The organism is Burkholderia sp. SRS-W-2-2016 (genome assembly GCF_001931485.1).
Classification (GTDB): Bacteria; Pseudomonadota; Gammaproteobacteria; order Burkholderiales; family Burkholderiaceae; genus Paraburkholderia.
This window is the reverse complement of sequence record NZ_MSDV01000033.1, coordinates 40639-62362: the sequence shown is the minus strand read 5'-3', so window position 1 is coordinate 62362 and position 21724 is coordinate 40639. Positions and strand designations below refer to the sequence as shown.

The following is a 21724-nucleotide window of genomic DNA, read 5'->3' as shown; positions in this document are numbered from 1 at the left end:
AGGCAGCCAGATCAGTCATGACGCTATTCCGTTCACTCGCTACGACCGTACCCAAACTGCTCGCCGCCGGCGTATTGCTGGCGCCGCTGCCGGCCGCCTTCGCGCAGGGCGTGCTGGTGCCGCAAGCCGAGCAGGGGCCGCGCAATTCTGTGGTGCAGGCGGCGAGCGCGATCGGCGCGAAGCAATGCCTGCCGGCGCTGAGCGAATTGTCCGCGCTGGGGATCAAAGGCACGACCGGCAACGACGTGCTGTTCGACTGGGATCGTGCGCGCGGCGGCAATAGCGCGATTTTTTCGCTGGTCGGGCTCGAAGCGGCCAACGGCAATGCGGCGATGTCGCTGACCGGCGTGCCGGAGGCGGACGGTACATGTTCGGTATCGGCCGAGCGCATTTCGGTCGAACCGGCCGATTGCGCGACCGTGGCCCGCAAGCAGTTGCCCGGCTACCAGGGCACGAAGCTGCTGTCGCATATGATGGTCTATACGGACGGCAAAACGCCGGGTTCGTCGGTGTCGCTGATCGACTCGAAGCCGGGCTGTCTGATGATCCGCCGCTTCGTGATGTTCCGTAAGGCGCCGCAGTAAGCAACAGGGAAACCCACACTATGAACCGTTTGCGCATCGGCATCACGATCGGTCTGCATCAGCCGAACGAAACGTTGTGGAATAACGGCATCAAGCAGAACGCCGCGTTCCTCGCGGACGCATTGCGCCACTGTCCGAACGTCGCGTCGGTCGCGCTCGTCAACACCACCGCGGTGCCGATCACGCCGGCGTTGCCGTGGGACCAGACGCGTTTTCCGACCGTCACGTTCGATACCGCGAAAGACGCGCTCGACGTGCTGATCGAACTCGGCGGTCAGGTCAACGCGGTGCAGACCGACTATCTGAAGCAGCGCGGCGTGCGGCTGGTGTCGTATTGCTGCGGCTTCGAGTACATCCACGCGATGGAATCGGTGCTGTTTCGCAAGCCGATGTGGGGCGAAAACCTGTTCGTCAACCAGCGCTACGACGATATCTGGATGATCCCGCAGGTCGACCATATCAGCCGTTCGTATTTCGAGGTATTGCGCCGGCAGACCGCGCGGGCGGTGCCGTTCGTCTGGAGTCCGATGTTTCTCGACGAGCGCGTGAAGAATCTGCCGAACGCCGGCGTGTACCAGCCGCGCGGCGGCGCGAAACGGCTCAGCGTGATGGAGCCGAATATCAATGTCGTGAAGTTCTGCCTGTATCCGGCGCTGATCGCGGAAATGGTGTACCGGCAGCGGCCCGAGAGCGTCGAGCTGCTGCAGGTCACCAATGCCGACGGAATCGCGCGCGAAAGCAAGGAGTTCATCGCGCTGATGAATCAGCTCGATATCGTGCGCAATCACAAGGCGGTGTTTCTGGGGCGCCACGAAACGCCCACGTTTCTCGCGGAGAACACGGATGTCGTGATCTCCCATCAACTCGAAAACCCGCTCAATTACTTCTACCTCGAAGTGTGCTGGCAGGGTTATCCGCTCGTACACAACGCGCATCTGTGCGCGGACCTCGGTTACTACTACCGCGGCAACGATGTGGAAGAGGGCGCGCGCAAGGCCATCGAAGCGCTCGAGAATCACGACGCGCATACGTCGTGGTATCGCGAGAAACAGCGCACCGCGATTGCCCGCTATCTGCCCGACGATCGCCAGCTGGTCGCCACCTATGCCGCGCTGCTCGACGATCTGATTGCCCGGCCGCTGCGCTAGGCGCGAGTTCGCTTCAATAGATCGATCATCGGGGCTTCGCGAGCGAAGCCCATCCTCCCGAGCCCTGGAAAGTGATCGTACTGAGTCATTTCTATCGCGATGCGCCCGCGAGCCTCGCGAACCATCGCTATTACGCGGCGTCGCGCGGTTATCGCCATGAATGGGTCGATGCGTCCGCGATGACGGACCGGCTGCAACTGCGCTGCCTGTACCGTTACGAAGTTCTGCTCGGCACCTTGCGGCGCGCAGCCGACGGCGAACTCGTGCTGTTGCTGAGCGAGGATGCCGCGATCGTCGAGCCGGTCGCACTCGATACCCTGATGCAGGGCCGCGACTGGTTGCTCGTTACGATCGGCGCGCATCCGTTGCCGCAAGTCGACGTGCAGATCTGGCGCAATACCGCTGCGGTTCGCGAGCGGGTGCTGCAACTGGTGAAACGCTGCCGCCTGGGCGGTGCTGCGCTGGAATCGGAGGCCGAGCTGTTTGCGCAGTTCGACACGCATCACTACATGCAGACGATCGACGGCGTCTGTCCGGTGATGCAGACCGGCTTTAACTTCGATCCCGCCTGGAGCCGGCTGCCGACGTTCGCGGTCAGCATCGACGACGCAACCGACGACCCGCGCCAGAAGGGCGCGTGCCCGCGTTTCAGAAACGTGCTGGTCGAGCAGATCAACTGGCATCAACGCACGCGCGCGCCGCTGTTCTCCCGCGTCGCGTCGGGTGTATGCGATAGCGCCGGACGCAGCACCTACAACCCTGGCCGTCCGATTGCGCTGATGATGCTGTATACGCCGAATATCGGCATCTATGCGGGCATCGCCGAACGCAATTTCCGCCGCTATTGCGAGCTGCACGGCTACACGCTGTATGTGTATCGCGAGATTCCGCGCGAGATCGGGCTCGACGCCAGCGGCAACTGGTTCAAACCGTGGCTGCTGCACGGCTATATGGAGCATCACGAGTGGGTCGTCTGGCTCGATGCGGACGTGCTGATCGGCAACATGGAGCAGAAATTGGAACCGCTGATGGAAGGCCGCGACCTGCTGCTCGCGCACAACGTCGGCCAATGGGCGTTCAATTCGGGCGTGATGGGGTTCCGGCGCACCGCGCGCAATGCGACGATGCTGCACGAGCTGATGGGCGATATCGGGCGCTTGCACGATACGTCGTCGGTCTATGCGAGCGACGGCGACCAGTTGTACTTCATCCGCTCGCTCGAACGCTCGGGACAACTCGACGACGCCGCGCTGCTCGATCTGGTCGCGCTCAATACGCCGTGGCAGTTTCGCCGGCCCGACAGTTTTATCGTGCACTACTACGGGATGTGGACTCAGATGCGCGCGTTGATGATGGCGCATGACGAAGGGCTGTGAATACCCCGACGGCTAATCGGTAGATAGAGCCCCTTTTTTGCGACGCGATCCTCTATACTGTATGAATGTACAGTATTATGGCTGGAACGGGCCATGCGTGGCCCGGTGAATCCAGCGAAGGAACGAGGCAAGATGCCTGAACAACTATGGCTGCCTGGGCTCGAAGCGCCGCCAGCCCCCACGGACGGACTCTTTTTTGCGGTCTATCCGGACCGCAACACCGCGGCCGGGATCGCGAAGTTCGCGCAGCAACTGTGCGTGGACGCGCGCGTGCGCAGCAAGCCGCTAGCGGCGAACCGTTTGCACGTGACGCTGCGGCATCTGGGCAATTTCGCGGGCGGCCTGCCGGACGAACGTATCGAGGCGGCGAAGCGGGCAGCGGCGACGCTCGGCATCGCGCCGTTTACCGTCGAGTTCGACGCGCTCGCGAGCTTTGCCAAAAAACCCCGGCCGGGCCCCGCGGTGTTGGTCGGCGAAGAAGGCGTGCATGGTTTGCACGCGCTTCACGATGCGCTGGAAGCGGCGTTGGGGGAACTCGGTATCGAGCCCGACGCTCGCTTTACGCCGCATGTGACGCTCGCGTACGGAATGCCGTGGGCCGAACGCCGGCCGGTCGAGCCGGCCTGCTGGAACGTGCGGGAGTTCGTGCTGGTCCACAGCCTGCTCGGACGCACCCGGCATGTCGAGCTGGCGCGCTGGTCGTTGGCCGGGAAGCCGTGAAGGCTCCCTGATAGAATGCTCGGGCCGCAACGTAGTGGATTGCAGATGAGATTGCTTGATGCGCTTGTCGAACAGCGTATTGCCGCCGCAGCCGCGCGCGGAGAGTTCGACGATTTGCCCGGCGCGGGCGCGCCGCTGGCGCTGGACGACGATGCGCTGGTTCCCGAAGAAGTACGTGTCGCCAACCGGATTCTGAAGAATGCGGGCTTCGTGCCGCCTGCCGTCGAGCAGTTGCGCGCGCTGCGCGACCTGCAAACGGAGCTCAATGCCGTGAGCGATCAGGCGACCCTTTGCCAACTGCAGGCCCGCATCCTCGCGCTCGATATGGCGCTCGAATCGCTGCGCGGCGGCCCGATGGTGTTGCCGCGCGAATACTGCCGGCGCATCGCCGAGCGGCTGTCGGAGCGCGTCGGCAGCGGCGCAACGGCCAACGCGGGTTCGCAGTGAACGAGCCGCTCGTTCCCGCTGATGCGTTGGGCGCGTCGGCGCCCGCGGAACATCACGCTGACGCTGAGGCTGGCCAAGCCCAGCTCGCTATGACCGCACCCGCCATTCCGCCCGAATCTTCCGAATTGCCCGACTCGCTCGCAGGCGCCGAATCGCCCGCGACGCCGCCCGTGTCCGAGCGCGATCTGCGCTTCATGGCGCTCGCCCAGGCTGCCGCCGAAGAGGCGCGCGCAGCCGGTGAAGTGCCGGTCGGCGCGGTGCTGGTGCGCGGCGACGAAGTGATTGCGAAGGGTTTCAATCATCCGATCGGCGCGCACGATCCATCCGCGCACGCGGAAATGGTCGCGCTGCGCGCAGCCGCGCAGTCGCTTGCCAACTATCGTTTGCCGGGCTGCGAACTTTATGTGACGCTCGAACCGTGTCTGATGTGCGCGGGCGCGATCATGCACGCGCGCATCGCCCGCGTCGTGTTCGGCGCGCGCGACCCGAAAACCGGCGCGTGCGGCAGCGTCGTCGATGCATTTGCGAATCCGCAACTGAACCATCACACGACGGTGAGCGGCGGCGTGCTCGAAGCCGAATGCGGCGCGGCGCTCAAGTCGTTTTTCGCGGAACGGCGACGCGCGAGCCGCGAAGCGCGCGCGGCCGCGCGGGGCGAAGGGCCGGGCGGTAACGTAGCATCGGGTAACGAGCCGCCGCCCGCCAAAGCGCTTTAAAACAATCACGTCCAACAGGTCTCGCCATGACCGCTCATCGCACCATCGAACTGATCGCGCCGTCCGGTTATCCGCATGATCCGGAGGTGCTGCATCGCGCGTTGCATCGGCTGCGCGCGCAAGGGCACCGGGTGCAAGGCGAGGACGCCGCGCGGCGTCGCTATCAGCGCTTTGCCGGCACCGACGGCGAACGCGCGGCCGACCTGAACCGGCTCGCGGACCCGTCGCGGGATCTGCCCGACGTGGTGCTCGCGGTGCGCGGCGGCTACGGCGCGGTGCGGATCCTGCACGGACTCGACTACGAAGGTCTGCAGCGGCGGCTCGCCGGCCAGCCGATCGCGCTGGTCGGCCATAGCGACTTCACCGCGGTCCAGATGGCGCTGCTGGCGCGCGCGGGCGTGAAGACCTTCGGCGGCCCGATGCTGATGAGCGATTTCGGCGCCGACGAAGTGAGCGAATTCACGATGCATCACTTCTGGTCGGCGCTGACGAAGCCGACCATGACGGTGACCGGCAACACCCCGCAGGCGCAAACCGTCGACGTGTCCGGCATGTTGTGGGGCGGCAATCTGGCCGTGCTGGCATCGCTGGTCGGCACGCCTTATATGCCGCCGGTGCAGGGCGGCATCCTGTTTCTCGAAGACGTCAACGAACAGCCGTTCCGGATCGAGCGGATGATCTATCAGCTGCATCTGGCCGGCATCCTCGCGCAGCAGCAGGCGCTCGTGCTCGGCGATTTCTCGGGCGGCAAGCAGTACGACTACGACAACGGTTACGACCTGCAGGCGATGATCGAGCAGGTGCGCGCGCTGGTCGGCATTCCGGTCATCACCGGTTTGCAGTTCGGGCATATCCGCAACATGCTGACGCTGCCGGTTGGCGCTGATGCGCGGCTGGTTGCTAATCCACATGGGTTCAAGCTGACGGTGTCGGGGTATCCGTATCTGGGGTGAGGCGGGGATGGTCGGAGAATGGGAAGCGGACTATGAGTCCGCTTTCTTTTTAATCCAAATAACGCAACTAACCGCCTACGTTTTGATCGTCACCGCCTCAAACCCCACCCACCAATGTATGCAGCTTTTGTTGACAAAAAACCGGTCTACATCAACCGGCTGCACCATCTCAATCAGGTAAGATTCCCAGAAGACGGCCGCCAGCCGGGGCTTTGGGCCCGACTGCCGCACCCATCACCCCAAGAATGTCGAAAATCGACACAAAAATTGTTGACAATATTTGTGTCCATCCTATGATGACCAACATACCGAGACGCACATCATGTCCGACACCGATTTCGCCGCGAACAGTTCGAAGCCCGAAGCAATTGCCGACCGCATCCGCGCGGCGATCCTCGAGCATCGGCTGGCGCCCGGCGCGAAGCTGACCGAAGCTCAGCTCTGCGAAGTATTCGGCGTGAAGCGCGGGCCGATCCGCCAGGCGCTGTCGCAACTGGCCGGCGAACGCCTCGTCGACCTCGAGCCGAATCGCGGCGCGTTTGTCGCGAGTCCGTCGCTGCAGGAGGTGCACGAGGTATTCGAAATGCGCCGCATCATCGAGCTGGCCGTCGTCGAAAAGATCTGTAGCGGACACGGCATGCGGCGTTTGAAGAGTATCGGCGGGATGATCGGCCGCGAGCGCAAGGCGTTCGAAACGCGCGATTTTCCGGCGTGGATCCGTCTGTCGGGCGAGTTCCACACCGAGCTTGCGGGTCTGACCGGCAACACCGTGTTGTGCGACTGTCTGCACGGGCTGGTCGCGCGCTCCACGCTGATTTCCGCGCTGTACGAGTCGCTCGGACGCAGCCCGTGCTCGTTCGAGGACCACGAAGCGATTCTCGCGGCGCTCGACGCCGGCGATGCGAAACAGGCGGCGGCGCTGATGTCGCGCCATCTGCAAAGCGTCGAGCTGAAAATGCTGGAGCGTCCCGCACGCGGGGCGGCGGATTTGCACGAAGTATTCGGCGCGCTGGCGTCGAAATAAATATCCTGGAGACAGCCGCGGCCGGGTCCACCCCAGGCTGAGGCAGACAGCCGGCGAGCGCCCGTTGCTGGTGCGCGCCGCACTGAGTTGAACTGAAACCACATCGAGCATGGCAGGGCGGCCCCGCGCGGCGCCGCCGGCCTGAACACGCACGTCCGTCGCCACACGACGGTTATCGGGCAGTGACGCATCGCCGGAAAGCCGCGGCGGCCGGCGATGCGATAAGCACAAGTACTTCAGTACGGAGACACCCGCGGCTCGGCCGACACCGTCGGCGCCGACCTCTGCGAGCGCAATTGCGCGAGAGGCGAGCGACTGGCATGGCCGATGCAATGTCCTTCGATTTTCGATCGACGGTCCCCATCCAAAGGAGGAATCATGGCTCAGTTCAGTGCATCGCCAGGCAGTCATCCTGTTTCGAACTATGCGGACGACGCGGCTCAGGCCAATCCGTCGATGCCGGCCGGCTACAGCGAGCGGCTCTATAACGAAGACCTCGCGCCGCTGCGCGCGCAAAGCTGGACCGCATACAACATCTTCGCGTTCTGGATGTCCGATGTGCACAGCGTCGGCGGTTACGTATTCGCCGGCAGCCTGTTCGCGCTCGGCCTGACGAGCTGGCAGGTGCTGGTGGCGCTGCTGGTCGGCATCACGATCGTCAACGTGCTGTGCAACCTGATCGCGAAGCCGAGCCAGGCGAACGGCGTGCCGTATCCGGTCGCGTGCCGCGCGACCTTCGGCGTGCTCGGCGCGAACGTGCCGGCGGTGATTCGCGGTTTGATCGCGGTCGCATGGTACGGAATCCAAACTTATCTGGCCTCGAGCGCGCTGGTGATCGTGGTGCTGAAGTTCGTGCCGCAGCTGCTGCCGTACGCGGACGTGCACCGGCATGGAATGCTCGGTCTGTCGATGCTCGGCTGGGCCGGCTTCATGCTGCTGTGGGTGTTGCAGGCGCTGGTGTTCTGGCACGGGATGGAGACGATCAAGAAGTTCATCGACTTCGCCGGTCCCGCCGTGTACGTGGTGATGTTCATTCTGGCCGGCTACATGGTGTATCGCGCGGGTTGGCGCAACATCGGCATCAACCTGGGCGGCGTCAAATATCACGGCATGGAAGTGGTGCCGGTGATGATCACCGCGACCTCGCTGGTGGTGTCGTACTTCTCCGGGCCGATGCTCAACTTCGGCGACTTCTCGCGCTACGGCAAGAGCTTTCGCAGCGTCAAGCGCGGCAATTTCTGGGGGCTGCCGGTCAACTTCCTCGCGTTCTCGCTGGTCACGGTGATCACGACCGCGGCCACGCTGCCGGTGTTCGGAGAACTGATTACCGATCCGGTGGAGACGGTCGGGCGCATCGACTATCCGATGGCGGTGATTCTCGGCGCGCTGACTTTCACGATCGCAACGATCGGCATCAACATCGTCGCGAACTTCGTGTCGCCGGCGTTCGACTTCTCGAACGTCGCGCCGCGCCTGATCAGCTGGCGCGCGGGCGGCATGCTGGCGGCGGTCGCATCCATCTTCATCACGCCGTGGAACCTGTTCAATAACCCGTCGGTGATTCATTACACGCTCGACGTGCTCGGCAGCTTCATCGGGCCTTTGTACGGGGTCCTGATCGTCGATTACTACCTCGTCAAGCGTCAGAAGATCGTGCTCGACGATCTGTACTCGGTCGCGCCGAACGGTTCGTACTGGTATCGCAACGGCGTCAACTATCGCGCGGTGGCCGCGTTGCTGCCGGCCGCGCTGATCGCGGTGGTCTGCGTGATGGTGCCGGGTCTCGACGGTTGCGCGAATTTCTCGTGGTTCATCGGCGCGGGGCTCGGCGCGCTGTTCTATCGGCTGCTGGTCCGCTGAATCGGTCGGACCAGGGAAGGGGTTCAGGCGGGTGCAGCCAGGTCGCACCCCGCGCAACAGAAGTCGAACAGGAGTCGTTATGCGTATCAAACTGATCAATCCGAACACGACGCGCCGCATGACCGAGGCGATGGGGCGCTGCGCGCGCGACGTCGCCGCGCCCGGCACCGAAGTGATCGCGGTCAATCCGACGATGGGGCCGCCGTCGATCGAAGGCTATTACGACGAGGCGCTCGCCACCCCCGGACTGCTCGCCGAGGTCGCGGCCGGTGAGCGCGACGGCTGCGACGGCTATGTGATCGCGTGCTTCGGCGATCCGGGGCTATACGCGGCCCGCGAGCTGGCGCGCGGGCCGGTGATCGGCATCGCCGAGGCGGCGATGCACGCGGCGAGCGTGCTGGCGCCGGGTTTCTCGGTGGTGACGACGCTTGCACGCACCTGCGGAATGGCGTGGCATCTGGCCGAACGCTACGGAATGAAGCGCTTCTGCCGCAACGTGCGTGCGACCGATGTCGCGGTGCTCGATCTCGACAAGCCGGGTTCCGCTGCGCGCCGGATCATCCTCGACGAATGCCGGCGCGCGCTCGACGAAGACGGCTCCGATGCAATCGTGCTCGGCTGCGCGGGGATGGCCGAGTTGTGCGCGGAGATCGAGGACGCGCTCGGCGCGCCGGTGATCGAAGGGGTGACGGCGGCCGTCAAATGGACCGAGGCGCTGGTCGCGTTGCGGCTCGCGACCGCCAAGCGCGGCGACTATGCGCGGCCGCTCGCGAAGCGCTACGACGGTGCGCTGGCGTCGTTCAGCCCCGGCGCCGTCGAGCCGGTGGCCGTCGCGCAGGGCGAGCGTCAAACGGCGGCGGTTCGTGCGGCCGGCGCGCTAAACGGCGCCGCCGAATTGCGGGTAAACGCCGATCCGGCGGATTCGCACATACACTCCGCGTAACACGCACTATCTGCGTCGCTGTATGGGCGCGACGGGGTGTTTTAGCTACACTGGGTCAACTCGGCGCGGCAGCCTGAGGCGCCGCCGGCGGGGCGCCGCAAGCGTCCACCAGCGCGCCAGCACATGCAACGGCACGCTGCTCGCCGAGAGTTTTCACACGACCGTGGCGATACCCACTTCAAATGTGCGCACCGCCCGGGCTTCACGCGAATTCCTGGTCCCGTCACTACGCATCCGTCAAACCATGCCACTCGATTCGAACTACCCACGCGATCTGATCGGCTACGGCCGCCACCCAGTACACGCGAACTGGCCCGGGCGAGCGCGTATCGCGGTGCAATTCGTCCTGAACTACGAAGAGGGCGGCGAAAACTGCGTGCTGCACGGCGACCCCGGCTCCGAGCAGTTTCTCTCCGAGATCGTCGGCGCGGCCGCTTACCCGGCGCGCCACATGAGCATGGAGTCGATCTACGAATACGGCTCGCGCGCGGGCGTATGGCGGATTCTGCGCGAATTCGAAAAGCGCGATCTGCCGCTGACGGTGTTCGGCGTTGGCATGGCGCTCGAACGGCATCCGGACGTGGCGCGCGCGTTCGTCGAACTCGGCCATGAGATCGCGTGTCACGGCTATCGCTGGATTCACTATCAGGACATGGCGCCGGAGCTCGAGGCCGAGCATATGCGCCTCGGCATGGAAGCAATCGAGCGCGTGACCGGCGTGCGGCCGCTTGGCTGGTACACCGGACGCGACAGCCCGAACACGCATCGGCTGGTTGCCGAAGACGGCGGCTTTCTGTACGACTCGGATTACTACGGCGACGATCTGCCGTTCTGGATGGACGTCGAGGTGACGGGCGGCGCGAAGGTGCCGCAACTGATCGTGCCGTACACGCTCGACACCAACGACATGCGCTTCGCGACCCCGCAGGGCTTCAATACCGCGGACCACTTTTTCACGTATCTGCGCGACGCGTTCGACGTGCTGTACGAAGAGGGCGACGAAGTGCCGAAGATGCTGTCGATCGGCATGCACTGCCGGCTGCTCGGACGCCCCGGACGATTCCGCGCGTTGCAGCGTTTTCTCGATCACATCGAACAGCACGATCGCGTGTGGGTCACGCGGCGCGTCGATATCGCGCGACACTGGCACGAAGTTCATCCTTACCAACCAGATAACCGCGAGGCGGCGGCATGAAGGCGATGCAATACACCCTGGACCAACTCAACAGCATTTCCAACGACGCGTTCGTCGCGGCGCTGTCGGGGATTTTCGAGCACTCGCCGTGGGTCGCGGAAGTCGCGGCCGCGGAGCGGCCGTTCGCGAACGTCGATGATTTGCACAAGCGGATGTCGGAGATCGTCGAGACAGCCGGCGCGCAAAAGCAACTGGCACTGATCAATGCGCACCCGGAACTGGCCGGCAAGGCGGCGGTGCGCGGCGAGCTGACCGCGGAGTCGACCCGCGAACAAAGCGGCGCGGGTCTCGCGCAATGTACGCAAGCGGAGTTCGACAAGCTGCATGCGCTCAATAGCGCGTATCGCGAGAAATTCGGCTTTCCGTTCATTCTCGCGGTGCGCGGCTATGACCGCCACGGCATCATCGCGAACTTCGAGTCGCGCGTGAACAATAGCCGCGCCGACGAATTGCGCGCGAGCCTCGAACAGATTTATCGCATCGCACGTTTCCGGCTCGACGATCTGATCGGCGCGTAACGCTTTCGCCAGCGGCGATCCGCGATCCGCGATCCGCAATTCGCAACTGGCAATACGCGCGCCGACACCGACGAACCGCAACGTTTTTCCAGCCCTATACGATATCAAGGACGACTAAGATGGCACTCCCGATTCTCGACCCGAACGCCCCGGAATTCACGCGCCGTTATGTGAACCTGGCGGACCCGCGTCTGGGCGCGCAGGCGCTCGAGGCCAGCGACGAATTCTTCGCGCCGAAGGACCGCATGCTGAATCCGGAGCCAGCCGTCTTCATCCCCGGCAAGTACGACAACAACGGCAAATGGATGGACGGCTGGGAAACCCGCCGCAAACGCATCACCGGCTACGACTGGTGCATCGTCAAGCTCGCGCGCCCGGGTGTGATCAAGGGACTCGACCTCGATACCAGCCATTTCACCGGCAATTTCCCGCCGGCGGCGTCGGTGGAAGCGGCGCGCGTGATCGACGGCGCGCCGAACCAGGCGACGCAATGGACCGAGATCGTGCCGTCCACCACGTTGCAGGGCAATAGCCATCACTACCTCGAAGTCGGCGACACCAACGCTTATACGCATCTGCGCGTGAACATCTATCCGGACGGCGGCATCGCGCGACTGCGTGTGTACGGTCAGCCGCAGGTCGACTGGGCCGGCGCGAGCCGCACCGAGCAGTTCGATCTGGCCGCGATGGAAAACGGCGCGTACCTGGTCGGCGCGAACAACCAGCACTTCGGCGCGGCGTCAACGCTGCTGATGCCGGGCCGCGGCGTGAACATGGGCGACGGCTGGGAAACGCGCCGACGTCGCGAACCGGGCAACGACTGGGCGATCGTCGCGCTCGCGCAGCCGGGCGTGATCCGCAAGATCGAAGTCGATACCGCGCACTTCAAGGGCAACTATCCGGACCGCTGCTCGATCCAGGCCGCGTACGTGAAGGGCGGCACCGACAGCTCGCTCGTCACTCAGGCGATGTTCTGGCCGGTGCTGCTCGGCGAACAGAAGCTGCAGATGGACAAGCAGCATTTCTTCGAAAGCGAGATCGCGGCACTCGGCCCGGTCACGCACGTGCGCTTCAACATCTATCCGGACGGCGGGGTATCGCGTCTGCGTCTGTGGGGTACGCTCGAATGAAAACGCTCGCTATCGAACCGCTGACCAAAGAGGCGTTCGCCGCTTTCGGCGACGTGATCGAACTCGAAGGCGCGAAGCAGATTCCGATCAACCTCGGCACGACGATCCGTTTTCACGATCTCGCGAAGGTGGACGTCACCGAGCAGAACGGCCGGACACTGGTGAATCTGTTTCGCGGCCAGCCGCGCGCGTTGCCGTTCGAGGTGAAGATGCTCGAGCGGCATCCGCTCGGCAGCCAGGCGTTCGTGCCGCTGAACGACAAGCCTTATCTGGTGGTCGTCGCGCCGGCGGGCGAGCTGGATGCGGGCAGGATTCGCGCGTTCGTCACGAGCGGCTGGCAGGGCGTCAATTACGCGAAGGGCGTGTGGCACCATCCGCTGATCGCGTTGGGCGAGGTGAGCGACTTTATCGTCGTCGATCGCGGTGGCGATGGGCTCAATCTGAACGAGCAGGATCTCGTGGAGTCGCTGTGGCTCACCGAAGATGCGTTGAGTGCGGTGGCGGTTTGATGGCAGTGCCGTGAGGTAGTTTGCGGCGGTGGTTTGCCGCAGAGAAAAAGCCCACGGTGGTTGCCGTGGGCTTTTTTGTTTTGCGGGTATTGGCGCTTGCCGAGCAACGCGGCTTCGAGCTTTATCACGGCCGGATCCGGTTTTCCTTGCGCTGTTCAGCGAGGATGTCTTCGAGCGTGCGCCCGTGCCCATGCGGGACGAACTTCAGATCGTAGCCGGCCGCTTCGAGCAGGCGCACCAGCACGGATACGCTCATGTCGTTCCGCGCGAGCGTTTCCATCCGCGCAACCGTGGTGCGGGCGACGCCCGCGCGGCGCGCCCATTCCTCCTGCGATAGCTTACTGTCGTGCCGAACGGTTGTGAGCATGTCGGCGACATCGGCGAGTTGGGTCATTTGTAGCCCTTGGGCAGCAATTTGAACGCTTTGCGATTGTTTTGTAGCCCGAAGGGCACAAAGGATCCAGCATCGTGTGGGTCAACGGCTACAGTTTGCCAATTTTGCCGGCTTTGTTAGCCGCCAGTCGACAAATTCATCGGCTTTTCGGCGCCTGCAAGGAAGCCCATTTCCGCTCGCCAAAAACCAACGGCCCGATCAGCGCAAGCCGATCGAGCCGTGAGTAGTCAGGCAAACCTGCGCTGAAGGCCCATCGCTATCGCGACAAGCCCCGCTTCAAGCCCCGCTACGAACCTATTTCGCCGCGCCCCCCTCGAACCACGCGGCAATCTTCATCCGCTCGTCATCGGTCATATGCGTGACGTTACCCAGCGGCATCGCCTTCAACGTCACCGCCTGCTGGTAAATCCGCTGCGCGTTCTGCGAGATCTGCTCCGGCGTATCCAGCAGCACGCCGGCCGGGGCGCTGCCCATCATCGTCGGATGGGCGGAGTGGCAAGCCGCGCAGCGCTGTTGCAGCACCGGCGCGATATCGGCGACCTTCACCGTCGGCGCATTGGCGGCCTGCGCCTGCGGCACCACCGGACGCGGCATCGTCCACACCAGCGCGGTGCACATCAGCGCGACGCCGACGAGCGGCAGATACCACAGCACCTGGCCGCGATGACGCATCACGAAGAACTGCCGGATCAGCGCGCCGGCCAGCATGATGACCACCAGCACCGCCCAGTTGTACGGATGCGTGTAAGTCATCGCGTAGTGGTTCGACAGCATCGCGAACACCACCGGCAGCGTGAAATAGGTGTTGTGCACCGAGCGCTGCTTGCCGCGCTTGCCGTAGATCGGGTTCGGCGTGTCGCCCTTGAGCATCGCGTCGACCATCTTGCGCTGGCCCGGAATGATCACGAAGAACACGTTGGCCGACATGATCGTCGCCAGCATCGCGCCCATGATCAGATACGCGGCGCGGCCCGCGAAAATATGGCACGCGAGATACGCGGCGATCAGCACATATGCGCCGACGCAGATGCCGAGCAGCTTGTCGCGGCTGCCCAGAATCCGGCACAGCGAGTCGTACACGATCCAGCCTGCCGCGAGAAAACCGATCGCGGATGCAACCGCCACCACCGGTCCCATGTCGAGCACGTTCTTGTCGATCAGGTAAGTGGTCGGCGAGAACAGATACAGGACGGTAAACAGACCGAAACCCGACAGCCACGTGGTGTACGACGGCCACTTCGACCAGTGCAGGTCCTCCGGCATCTCGGGCGGCGCGACCGTGTACTTCTGCATGTTGTAGAAGCCGCCGCCGTGCACGTGCCACAGCTCGCCGAATACGCCGCGGCGACGTTGATTCGGATCCTGCGGCGGTTTCAGGCTGTTGTCGAGCGCGACGAAATAGAACGATTCGCCGATCCATGCAATCGCGGCGATGACGTGGAACCAGCGAATCGCGAGGTTCAGCCAGTCGGTGATAAAGCCTTCCATGAAACTCCTCCACTTCTGATTCGTTGTGCGCGACGACGCTGTCGTCTCGGCGCCGCTCCCGCCATGCGAGTGAGGCGCGGCGGCGGGTCGTCGCGCCGACTGCGGGATAAAGGACGCAGTGCGCCCGGTTGGCCGGGCACCGTTGTTATGGATTCGGCGGGTGGCGCTCGCGCGGAACGGTGTCGCGTCCGCTGTGCGCAAACCGCCTGGGGAAACTAATTAACTTCCCCGATACGTGCTGTACGACCACGGCGACACCAGCAGCGGCACGTGGTAGTGCGCGCCGGCGTCGGCGACACCGAAGCGCAGCACCACGCGATCGACGAAGCGCGGCTCCGGCACCTTCGTGCCGATCGATGCGAAGTAGTCGCCGGCGCCGAACACGAGTTCGTACTCGCCGGCGACCAGCGCCGCGCCTTCGAGCAGCGGCTCGTCGCAGCGGCCATCGCTATTGGTGGTGGTGGTTTTGAGCGCGCGGCGGGAATCGCCCGCGAGCGCGAAGAGTTCGACCTTGATGCCCGCGCCGGGACGGCCGTTCGCGGTGTCGAGCACATGGGTAGTGAGCTTGCCCATTCGCAATTGTCCTTGTGTGAATGCGAGGTGTCGGCGGCGACCCGATCCATTACGTTGGCGGCGGATCGAGGCTCCACGTCAGTGGCTACATACCCGTCGGCGAACTGAAGCGAGCGCCGTGGCAGCCATTGTAAAAAGGATCGTGCATCCGGCGCGCGAGCGATAGGAAAGATAATGATTGCCGCATGATGGGGCGGCAGTCACGCGCGATGCGATGCGCGTGGACCGTTGCCGGCGGCGTGGCGGATGCGCTCCGCGCGCGGTGTGCCGGCTCCTGCGCCGATCGTACCGGCGCCAAAAAAACACCACTATATGAATGGCCTGAACTCCGGTATCGCAGCGGCGCGAGTTGTCAGCGGGATTTTGGTCGCCGAAGGTGACGGCTAGGCGGCGCGGCCGATGCGAACCCGATGCGGTTCGCGAGCGGTCCGGACGCGGCGCATTCGCCAGGAGGTGACGCGAGTTCCTGCGTTACCTCGCGGCAACCCCGAAGACGGCGCAAGCACGCTGGGTAACCGGGCCTACGGCGTTCACGCGAACGCGGCGGCACGGTGCGCGTGCGGCCGCATCGCGTTCGAACGGCTTTGCATGCACGCAATCAGGCGGAGAACACGGATGACGATGAACCCAGCACCCCGGCCAGCCGGCAAAACGATGCTCGTCACGCACGCGGACGTGCTCGTGACGATGGACGGCGAGCGCCGCGAACTGCGCGACGCCGGCCTGTATATCGAGGACAACCGCATCGTCGCGGTCGGGCCGACCGACACGTTGCCGGCCAGCGCCGACGAAGTGCTCGACCTGCGCGGCCATCTGGTGATACCGGGCCTCGTCAACACGCATCACCACATGTACCAGAGCCTGACGCGCGCGATTCCCGCCGCGCAGAACGCCGAATTGTTCGGTTGGCTAACGAATCTGTACAAGGTCTGGGCGCACCTGACGCCCGAGATGATCGAAGTGTCGACGCTGACCGCGATGGCCGAACTGCTGCTGTCGGGCTGCACGACGTCGAGCGACCATCTGTATATCTATCCGAACGGCAGCCGCCTCGACGACAGTATCGCCGCCGCGCGCCGCATCGGCATGCGCTTTCATGCGGCGCGCGGCAGCATGAGCGTCGGGCAGAAAGAGGGCGGTTTGCCGCCCGATTCGGTGGTCGAGCGCGAGGCGGACATCCTGACCGACACCCAGCGGCTGATCGAGACGTATCACGACGATGGGCGCTACGCGATGCTGCGCGTGGTGGTCGCGCCATGCTCGCCGTTTTCGGTGAGCCGCGATCTGATGCGCGAATCGGCGCTGCTCGCGCGCCAGTATGGCGTGTCGCTGCATACGCATCTGGCGGAGAACCTGAACGACGTTGCGTACAGCCGCGTGAAGTTCGGCATGACGCCGGCCGAGTATGCGCACGATCTGGGTTGGGTTGGCCATGACGTGTGGCACGCGCACTGTGTGCAACTCGATGAACCCGGCATCGAACTGTTCGCGCGAACCGGCACCGGCGTCGCGCACTGTCCGTGTTCGAACATGCGGCTCGCATCGGGGATCGCGCCGGTGCGGCGGATGCGGTTGGCGGGGGTGCCGGTCGGGCTCGGCGTCGACGGTTCGGCGTCGAACGACGGCGCGCAGATGGTCGCCGAAGTGCGTCAGGCGTTGCTGTTGCAGCGGGTCGGTTTCGGGCCCGATGCGATGACTGCGCGCGAGGCGTTAGAAATCGCGACGCTCGGCGGCGCGCGGGTGCTCAATCGCGACGATATCGGCGCGCTCGCACCCGGCATGGCGGCGGATTTCGTTGCGTTCGATCTGCGTCAGCCGCTGTTTGCCGGCGCGCTGCACGATCCGGTCGCCGCGCTGGTGTTCTGCGCGCCGTCGCAGGTGAGTCTGAGCGTGATCGACGGCAAGGTCGTCGTGAAGGATGGGCAACTGGCGACGCTGGAGCTCGGGCCGGTGATCGAGCGGCATAACCGCCTGGCGCGCGAGCTTTATCAGGCGGCGGTGTAAGCGCGGGCCTGCCCGACAGGCAGGCTCAGCAAAATGAAGGATCGCGAAGTAAAACCGCAGGTGAGCGTGGGCGGCGGGAACGAGCCCCGCCAGCGCCCTCAAGGCTTGTCGATCAGCGTTTTGGTCGCCTCCGCGACCAGCGAGCGCAGCCAGCGCACTTCGTCCGAGTAATGCACGCGTTCGTGCCACAACTGGTAGTACTGCATCGGTGGAAAATCGAGCGGCGCCGGCACCACGGTCAGCGGCAGGAATTTGGCGTAGTAATCGGCGAACAGGCGCGTGGTCGTGAAGATCAGCTCCGATTTGATCAGCACGTACGGCGCCAGATTGAAGTACGGCAGCGTGACGACCACGTGACGCTTCAGCCTCTCGCGCGCGAGGTGCACGTCGATCGCGCCGCGCTGGCCGACCGAGTACGGCGTCGGCGCGAGATGCGGCGCGTTCAGATACTGATCGAGCGTGAGGTTGCCGCGCTTCGCGAACGGATGCGTATTGCTCATCAGGCAGACGATCTGATCGACGAACAGGTTCGACAGGTGCAGTTGCTCGGGCGGCTCCGGCCAGTTGCCGACGACGATATCGAGCTTGCCGTCTTCGAGCGCGAGTTCATAGTCGAACGCGGGGCCGAGCGAATGGAATTCGAGCGTCGCATTCGGCGCCGCCTGACGGAAGCGTTCGACGACCGTCGGCACGAACAGCACGTTCAGATAGTCGGGACAACCAATCCGGTAGCAGCGGATCGACGTGGCCGGATCGAAGTTGTGCTGCTGGAACTTGATGCGCTCGATTTCGCGCAGCGCGTTCTGCACCGGTTCGAGCAGGCGCAGTCCGTACTCGGTCGGCACCATGCCGGACTTGCCGCGCACCAGCAGCGGGTCGCCGGTGATGTCGCGCAGACGGCGCAGCGCCGCGCTGATCGCGGGTTGGGATTGATTCAGTTTGACGGCGGCGCGCGTGACGCTGCGCTCCATCAATAGCGTGTGCAACACGCGCAGCAGGTACGTGTCGATCGCCTCGCGTTGCTGGCTCATGGGTTCTCCGAAATATATGTGCTGGCTGATCGAACGGGCGTGGGGGTATATGGGTTTTAATATGGACGAAAATCGACGTCAAGGGAGACATACCCGCAGCGCTTGCTGTGACGCGGGTTTGCGCGAATTTTGTCGGCTCGACTGAGGGGGTTGAATTAGGTATTGTCATCCGGTTGTGGTGACGGATCGGCGGCCCGCGCGCACAAGCGTTGCGCGATGCATCGCGGTAACCACCGGCGGTATTCAGGCGGCATGCAGGTGACATGCAGGTGACATTCACGCGCTACGCGACGTCACGAACGCATTACGGAATCCTTATGAGCGACTTTCCTTCCGGCGACGGCGCGCGGACCCGCGGCGCAGCGATACCGCGGCTCGCGCTGACCGGCATCACGAAGCAATACCCGGCCGTGCGCGCGAACGACGACGTCACGCTGATCGTCGCGCCCGGCGAAATTCATGCGGTGCTCGGCGAGAACGGCGCGGGTAAAAGCACGCTGATGAAGATCATCTACGGCGCGGTGCGGCCCGACGCGGGCGAGATCCGTTGGGAGGGCGACACGGTCGAGATCGCGAATCCGGCGGCCGCGCGCAAGCTCGGCATCGGCATGGTGTTTCAGCACTTCTCGTTGTTCGAAACGCTGACGGTCGGCGAGAACATCGCGCTCGCGCTCGACGAACCGTTCGATCTGAAAGCGCTGTCCAAACGCATTCGCGACGTGTCCGCCGATTACGGGCTCGACATCGATCCGCAGCGTCACGTGCATAGCCTGACGGTCGGCGAGCGGCAACGCGTCGAGATCGTGCGTTGTCTGCTGCAGAATCCGCGCCTGCTGATCATGGACGAACCGACTTCGGTGCTCACGCCGCAGGCGGTACGCAAGCTGTTCACGACGCTGCGCCGGCTCGCGGCCGAGGGCTGCAGCATCCTCTATATCAGCCACAAGCTCGACGAAATTCAGGAGCTGTGCGACACCGCGACGGTGATGCGCGGCGGCCGCGTAACCGGTCACGTGCAGCCGAAGCAGGAGACCCACGCGTCGCTCGCGCAACTGATGGTCGGCCATTCGCTGCCCGATTACACGCGCCGCGAGCATAAGCCGGGCGCGCTGCTGCTCGACGTGAAGCAGTTATCGGTGGCGAGCGACGATCCGTTCGGCACCTCGCTGCGCGACGTGTCGTTCAGCGTGCACGCGGGCGAAATCTTCGGCATTGCCGGCGTGTCGGGCAACGGCCAGGCGGAATTGCTGGCCGCGCTGTCGGGCGAGAAACGCGCGGACCGAAGCAGCGTGCCCGCCGACGCGATCGCGATTTGCGGCAAACCCGCCGCGCGTTTGAGCGCGGGTAGCCGGCGTGCGCTCGGCTTCGGCTTCGTGCCGGAGGAGCGCCTGGGCCGCGGCGCGGTGCCGGCAATGAGCCTCGCGGACAACGCGTTGCTCACCGCGCATCGGCAGAGCATGGTCAAGTCCGGCTGGATCAAAGCGGGGGCGATGCGCGCGTTCGCGAAGCGCTGTATCGATGCGTTCGACGTGCGTTGCGGCGGACCCGACGCACTCGCGCAAAGTCTGTCGGGCGGCAATCTGCAGAAATACATCATGGGGCGCGAGATCTTGCAGGCGCCGAAGGTGCTGGTGGTCGCGCAGCCCACGTGGGGCGTCGATGTCGGCGCGGCCGCGTTTATCCGGCAACAGCTGCTCGATCTGTCGGCGCGCGGCGTCGCGATTCTGGTGATCTCGGAGGAGCTCGAAGAACTGTTCGATATCTGCGACCGGATCGCGGTGCTGGCCGGCGGCCGGCTCTCGCCGGTGCGCGCGACCGGCGCGACCAACGCGGAAGAAATCGGCCGCTGGATGGCGGGGCTGTTCGGCGACCGCGGGGGCGCGGCGCCGGCGGCCGATCAGCCCGCGCATGCATAAAGCAGGAATACGAAACAGTTCGAGCACGCACCCTGACACGCAACCAAAGAACCAGAACGACTGCACCCCACCCATGACGCTTCCTTACCGACTCGAAGCCCGCACGTCGCCGTCCCGCGCGATGCAGCTCGCGGTGCCGCTGATCGCCGCGCTGCTGACGCTCGCGATCGGCTTCCTGATCTTCGGCCTGGTCGGCCGCGATCCGTTGCAGGCGATGCATGCGTTCTTCATCGAGCCGCTGTCGAGCGTCAACGGCTGGTCCGAACTGCTGCTGAAAGCGTCGCCGCTGTGTCTGATCGGCCTCGGACTCGCGATCGGCTATCGCGCGAACGTGTGGAACATCGGCGCCGAAGGGCAGATGCTGCTCGGCGGGATCGCCGCGAGCGGCGTCGCGATCTACTTCGATCAGGCGAGCGGCTGGTGGATCCTGCCGACGATGATGCTCGCCGGCGTCGCCGGCGGAATGGCGTGGGCCGCGATCCCCGCGTTCCTGAAGAGCCGCTTCAACACCAACGAGATTCTCGTCAGCCTGATGCTCACCTATGTCGCGACGCAACTGCTGATCTATCTGGTCAGCGGGCCGTGGCGCGATCCGCAGGGGATGAATTTTCCGCTCTCCGAAATGTTCAGCGGCGATGCGCTGTTTCCGACGCTGTACGGCGACTGGCACTGGAAATGGCTGCGTGGCACGCGCCTGAACGCGTCGATCTTCCTGACGCTGATCGCGATTCCGCTGGTCTGGCTGTTCATGCGCAAGAGCTTCGCCGGCTACCGGATGAACGTCGGCGGACTCGCGCCGCTCGCCGCGCGCTATGCGGGCTTCTCCGACAAGAAGACCATCTGGACCTCGCTGCTGATCAGCGGCGGCCTCGCGGGTCTCGCCGGAATGGGCGAGATCGCCGGCCCGATCGGCCAGTTGCAGGCGACGTGGTCGCCCGGTTACGGCTTCACCGCGATCATCGTCGTGTTCGTCGGCCGGCTGCATCCGCTCGGCATCGTGCTCGCGAGTCTGCTGATGGCGCTGCTGTATCTCGGCGGCGAAGCGGTGCAGACCTCGATGCAGTTGCCGCAGGCGCTGTCCGGTGTGTTTCAGGGCTTGCTGCTGTTCTGCCTGCTCGGCGCCGACCTGTTCGTGAACTACCGCGTGCGGCGCCGTTCGACGGCCGCCGCTCATTGATCCGCCCGTTAATCCGCT

21 protein-coding genes are annotated in these 21724 nt (G+C 64.6%); 17 read left to right on the top strand and 4 right to left on the bottom strand.

All coding sequences use genetic code 11. From position 1 onward, the window contains the following. Window positions 1–17: 17 nt before the first annotated feature. The 14 genes from BTH42_RS15655 (at window position 18) to BTH42_RS15590 (ending at window position 13123) form a co-directional block, all read left to right on the top strand. Complete coding sequence (locus tag BTH42_RS15655) at window positions 18–584, top strand: hypothetical protein (protein ID WP_075300954.1); 567 nt, start codon at window positions 18–20, stop codon at window positions 582–584. A 20-nt stretch (window positions 585–604) separates the two neighbouring features. Next, the gene (locus BTH42_RS15650; RefSeq protein ID WP_075300952.1) at window positions 605–1732 is read left to right on the top strand and encodes a DUF2827 domain-containing protein; all 1128 of its coding nucleotides are present in this window, start codon (window positions 605–607) and stop codon (window positions 1730–1732) included. A gap of 71 nt (window positions 1733–1803) precedes the next feature. Further along, window positions 1804–3108, top strand: a complete 1305-nt coding sequence (locus tag BTH42_RS15645; RefSeq protein ID WP_075300950.1) for a galactosyl transferase GMA12/MNN10 domain protein — start codon at window positions 1804–1806, stop codon at window positions 3106–3108. A gap of 132 nt (window positions 3109–3240) precedes the next feature. Then, entirely contained in the window at window positions 3241–3828 is a 588-nt protein-coding gene (locus tag BTH42_RS15640) for a 2'-5' RNA ligase family protein (protein ID WP_075300948.1), read from the top strand. Between the two features lie 45 nt (window positions 3829–3873). Beyond that, window positions 3874–4275 carry a DnaJ family domain-containing protein gene (locus tag BTH42_RS15635; protein ID WP_075300946.1) on the top strand — a complete coding sequence of 134 codons (402 nt, stop codon included), beginning with the start codon at window positions 3874–3876 and terminating at the stop codon, window positions 4273–4275. An 89-nt stretch (window positions 4276–4364) separates the two neighbouring features. After that, the gene (gene tadA / locus BTH42_RS15630; protein ID WP_083654820.1) at window positions 4365–4991 is read left to right on the top strand and encodes a tRNA adenosine(34) deaminase TadA; all 627 of its coding nucleotides are present in this window, start codon (window positions 4365–4367) and stop codon (window positions 4989–4991) included. A 26-nt stretch (window positions 4992–5017) separates the two neighbouring features. Then, window positions 5018–5944 carry a muramoyltetrapeptide carboxypeptidase gene (ldcA, locus tag BTH42_RS15625; RefSeq protein WP_075300942.1) on the top strand — a complete coding sequence of 309 codons (927 nt, stop codon included), beginning with the start codon at window positions 5018–5020 and terminating at the stop codon, window positions 5942–5944. Between the two features lie 322 nt (window positions 5945–6266). Next, window positions 6267–6968 carry a GntR family transcriptional regulator gene (locus BTH42_RS15620; protein WP_075300940.1) on the top strand — a complete coding sequence of 234 codons (702 nt, stop codon included), beginning with the start codon at window positions 6267–6269 and terminating at the stop codon, window positions 6966–6968. Window positions 6969–7346: 378 nt separating this feature from the next. Beyond that, window positions 7347–8828, top strand: coding sequence for an NCS1 family nucleobase:cation symporter-1 (locus tag BTH42_RS15615; protein WP_075300938.1), 1482 nt, complete (start codon window positions 7347–7349; stop codon window positions 8826–8828). Between the two features lie 79 nt (window positions 8829–8907). Continuing rightward, window positions 8908–9771 carry an aspartate/glutamate racemase family protein gene (locus BTH42_RS15610; RefSeq protein WP_075300936.1) on the top strand — a complete coding sequence of 288 codons (864 nt, stop codon included), beginning with the start codon at window positions 8908–8910 and terminating at the stop codon, window positions 9769–9771. A 244-nt stretch (window positions 9772–10015) separates the two neighbouring features. After that, window positions 10016–10966, top strand: a complete 951-nt coding sequence (puuE, locus tag BTH42_RS15605) for an allantoinase PuuE (RefSeq protein WP_075300934.1) — start codon at window positions 10016–10018, stop codon at window positions 10964–10966. Beyond that, window positions 10963–11484 (top strand): 2-oxo-4-hydroxy-4-carboxy-5-ureidoimidazoline decarboxylase, encoded by a 522-nt coding sequence (gene uraD, locus BTH42_RS15600; RefSeq protein ID WP_075300932.1) that lies wholly within the window; start codon window positions 10963–10965, stop codon window positions 11482–11484. The genes puuE and uraD overlap by 4 nt, the downstream gene beginning before the upstream one ends. Window positions 11485–11603: 119 nt before the next feature. Continuing rightward, window positions 11604–12614, top strand: coding sequence for an allantoicase (gene alc, locus BTH42_RS15595; RefSeq protein WP_075300930.1), 1011 nt, complete (start codon window positions 11604–11606; stop codon window positions 12612–12614). Next, window positions 12611–13123, top strand: a complete 513-nt coding sequence (locus BTH42_RS15590; RefSeq protein WP_075300928.1) for an ureidoglycolate lyase — start codon at window positions 12611–12613, stop codon at window positions 13121–13123. Before alc ends, BTH42_RS15590 begins: the two co-directional genes overlap by 4 nt. 124 nt (window positions 13124–13247) lie before the next feature. On the opposite strand, the gene BTH42_RS15585 is transcribed toward BTH42_RS15590, so the two are convergent. The 3 genes from BTH42_RS15585 to uraH form a co-directional block, all read right to left on the bottom strand. Further along, on the bottom strand, window positions 13248–13517 hold the full coding sequence (locus BTH42_RS15585; RefSeq protein WP_075300926.1) for a helix-turn-helix domain-containing protein: 270 nt from the start codon (window positions 13515–13517) through the stop codon (window positions 13248–13250). 294 nt (window positions 13518–13811) lie between these two features. Beyond that, window positions 13812–15005, bottom strand: a complete 1194-nt coding sequence (locus tag BTH42_RS15580; protein ID WP_075300924.1) for a urate hydroxylase PuuD — start codon at window positions 15003–15005, stop codon at window positions 13812–13814. A gap of 219 nt (window positions 15006–15224) precedes the next feature. Continuing rightward, window positions 15225–15578 (bottom strand): hydroxyisourate hydrolase, encoded by a 354-nt coding sequence (gene uraH / locus BTH42_RS15575; RefSeq protein ID WP_075300922.1) that lies wholly within the window; start codon window positions 15576–15578, stop codon window positions 15225–15227. Between the two features lie 615 nt (window positions 15579–16193). Here uraH and BTH42_RS15570 point away from each other — a divergent pair. Further along, entirely contained in the window at window positions 16194–17582 is a 1389-nt protein-coding gene (locus tag BTH42_RS15570) for an 8-oxoguanine deaminase (protein ID WP_075300920.1), read from the top strand. A 98-nt stretch (window positions 17583–17680) separates the two neighbouring features. On the opposite strand, the gene BTH42_RS15565 is transcribed toward BTH42_RS15570, so the two are convergent. Beyond that, window positions 17681–18613, bottom strand: coding sequence for a LysR substrate-binding domain-containing protein (locus BTH42_RS15565; protein ID WP_075300918.1), 933 nt, complete (start codon window positions 18611–18613; stop codon window positions 17681–17683). A 317-nt stretch (window positions 18614–18930) separates the two neighbouring features. Here BTH42_RS15565 and BTH42_RS15560 point away from each other — a divergent pair, with 317 nt between their 5' ends. Then, a complete protein-coding gene (locus BTH42_RS15560) occupies window positions 18931–20529 on the top strand; it encodes an ABC transporter ATP-binding protein (protein ID WP_075300916.1) in 1599 nt (532 codons plus the stop codon). Between the two features lie 73 nt (window positions 20530–20602). Continuing rightward, a complete protein-coding gene (locus BTH42_RS15555) occupies window positions 20603–21706 on the top strand; it encodes an ABC transporter permease (RefSeq protein WP_075300914.1) in 1104 nt (367 codons plus the stop codon). The last annotated feature ends 18 nt before the right edge of the window (window positions 21707–21724 follow it).

Coding starts and splice junctions, on each gene's coding strand:
- BTH42_RS15655 (WP_075300954.1), top strand. CDS start 18: ATGACGCTATTCCGTTCACTCGCTACGACCGTACCCAAACTGCTCGCC.
- BTH42_RS15650 (WP_075300952.1), top strand. CDS start 605: ATGAACCGTTTGCGCATCGGCATCACGATCGGTCTGCATCAGCCGAAC.
- BTH42_RS15640 (WP_075300948.1), top strand. CDS start 3,241: ATGCCTGAACAACTATGGCTGCCTGGGCTCGAAGCGCCGCCAGCCCCC.
- BTH42_RS15635 (WP_075300946.1), top strand. CDS start 3,874: ATGAGATTGCTTGATGCGCTTGTCGAACAGCGTATTGCCGCCGCAGCC.
- tadA (WP_083654820.1), top strand. CDS start 4,365: ATGACCGCACCCGCCATTCCGCCCGAATCTTCCGAATTGCCCGACTCG.
- ldcA (WP_075300942.1), top strand. CDS start 5,018: ATGACCGCTCATCGCACCATCGAACTGATCGCGCCGTCCGGTTATCCG.
- BTH42_RS15620 (WP_075300940.1), top strand. CDS start 6,267: ATGTCCGACACCGATTTCGCCGCGAACAGTTCGAAGCCCGAAGCAATT.
- BTH42_RS15615 (WP_075300938.1), top strand. CDS start 7,347: ATGGCTCAGTTCAGTGCATCGCCAGGCAGTCATCCTGTTTCGAACTAT.
- BTH42_RS15610 (WP_075300936.1), top strand. CDS start 8,908: ATGCGTATCAAACTGATCAATCCGAACACGACGCGCCGCATGACCGAG.
- puuE (WP_075300934.1), top strand. CDS start 10,016: ATGCCACTCGATTCGAACTACCCACGCGATCTGATCGGCTACGGCCGC.
- uraD (WP_075300932.1), top strand. CDS start 10,963: ATGAAGGCGATGCAATACACCCTGGACCAACTCAACAGCATTTCCAAC.
- alc (WP_075300930.1), top strand. CDS start 11,604: ATGGCACTCCCGATTCTCGACCCGAACGCCCCGGAATTCACGCGCCGT.
- BTH42_RS15590 (WP_075300928.1), top strand. CDS start 12,611: ATGAAAACGCTCGCTATCGAACCGCTGACCAAAGAGGCGTTCGCCGCT.
- BTH42_RS15585 (WP_075300926.1), bottom strand. CDS start 13,517: ATGACCCAACTCGCCGATGTCGCCGACATGCTCACAACCGTTCGGCAC.
- BTH42_RS15580 (WP_075300924.1), bottom strand. CDS start 15,005: ATGGAAGGCTTTATCACCGACTGGCTGAACCTCGCGATTCGCTGGTTC.
- uraH (WP_075300922.1), bottom strand. CDS start 15,578: ATGGGCAAGCTCACTACCCATGTGCTCGACACCGCGAACGGCCGTCCC.
- BTH42_RS15570 (WP_075300920.1), top strand. CDS start 16,194: ATGACGATGAACCCAGCACCCCGGCCAGCCGGCAAAACGATGCTCGTC.
- BTH42_RS15565 (WP_075300918.1), bottom strand. CDS start 18,613: ATGAGCCAGCAACGCGAGGCGATCGACACGTACCTGCTGCGCGTGTTG.
- BTH42_RS15560 (WP_075300916.1), top strand. CDS start 18,931: ATGAGCGACTTTCCTTCCGGCGACGGCGCGCGGACCCGCGGCGCAGCG.
- BTH42_RS15555 (WP_075300914.1), top strand. CDS start 20,603: ATGACGCTTCCTTACCGACTCGAAGCCCGCACGTCGCCGTCCCGCGCG.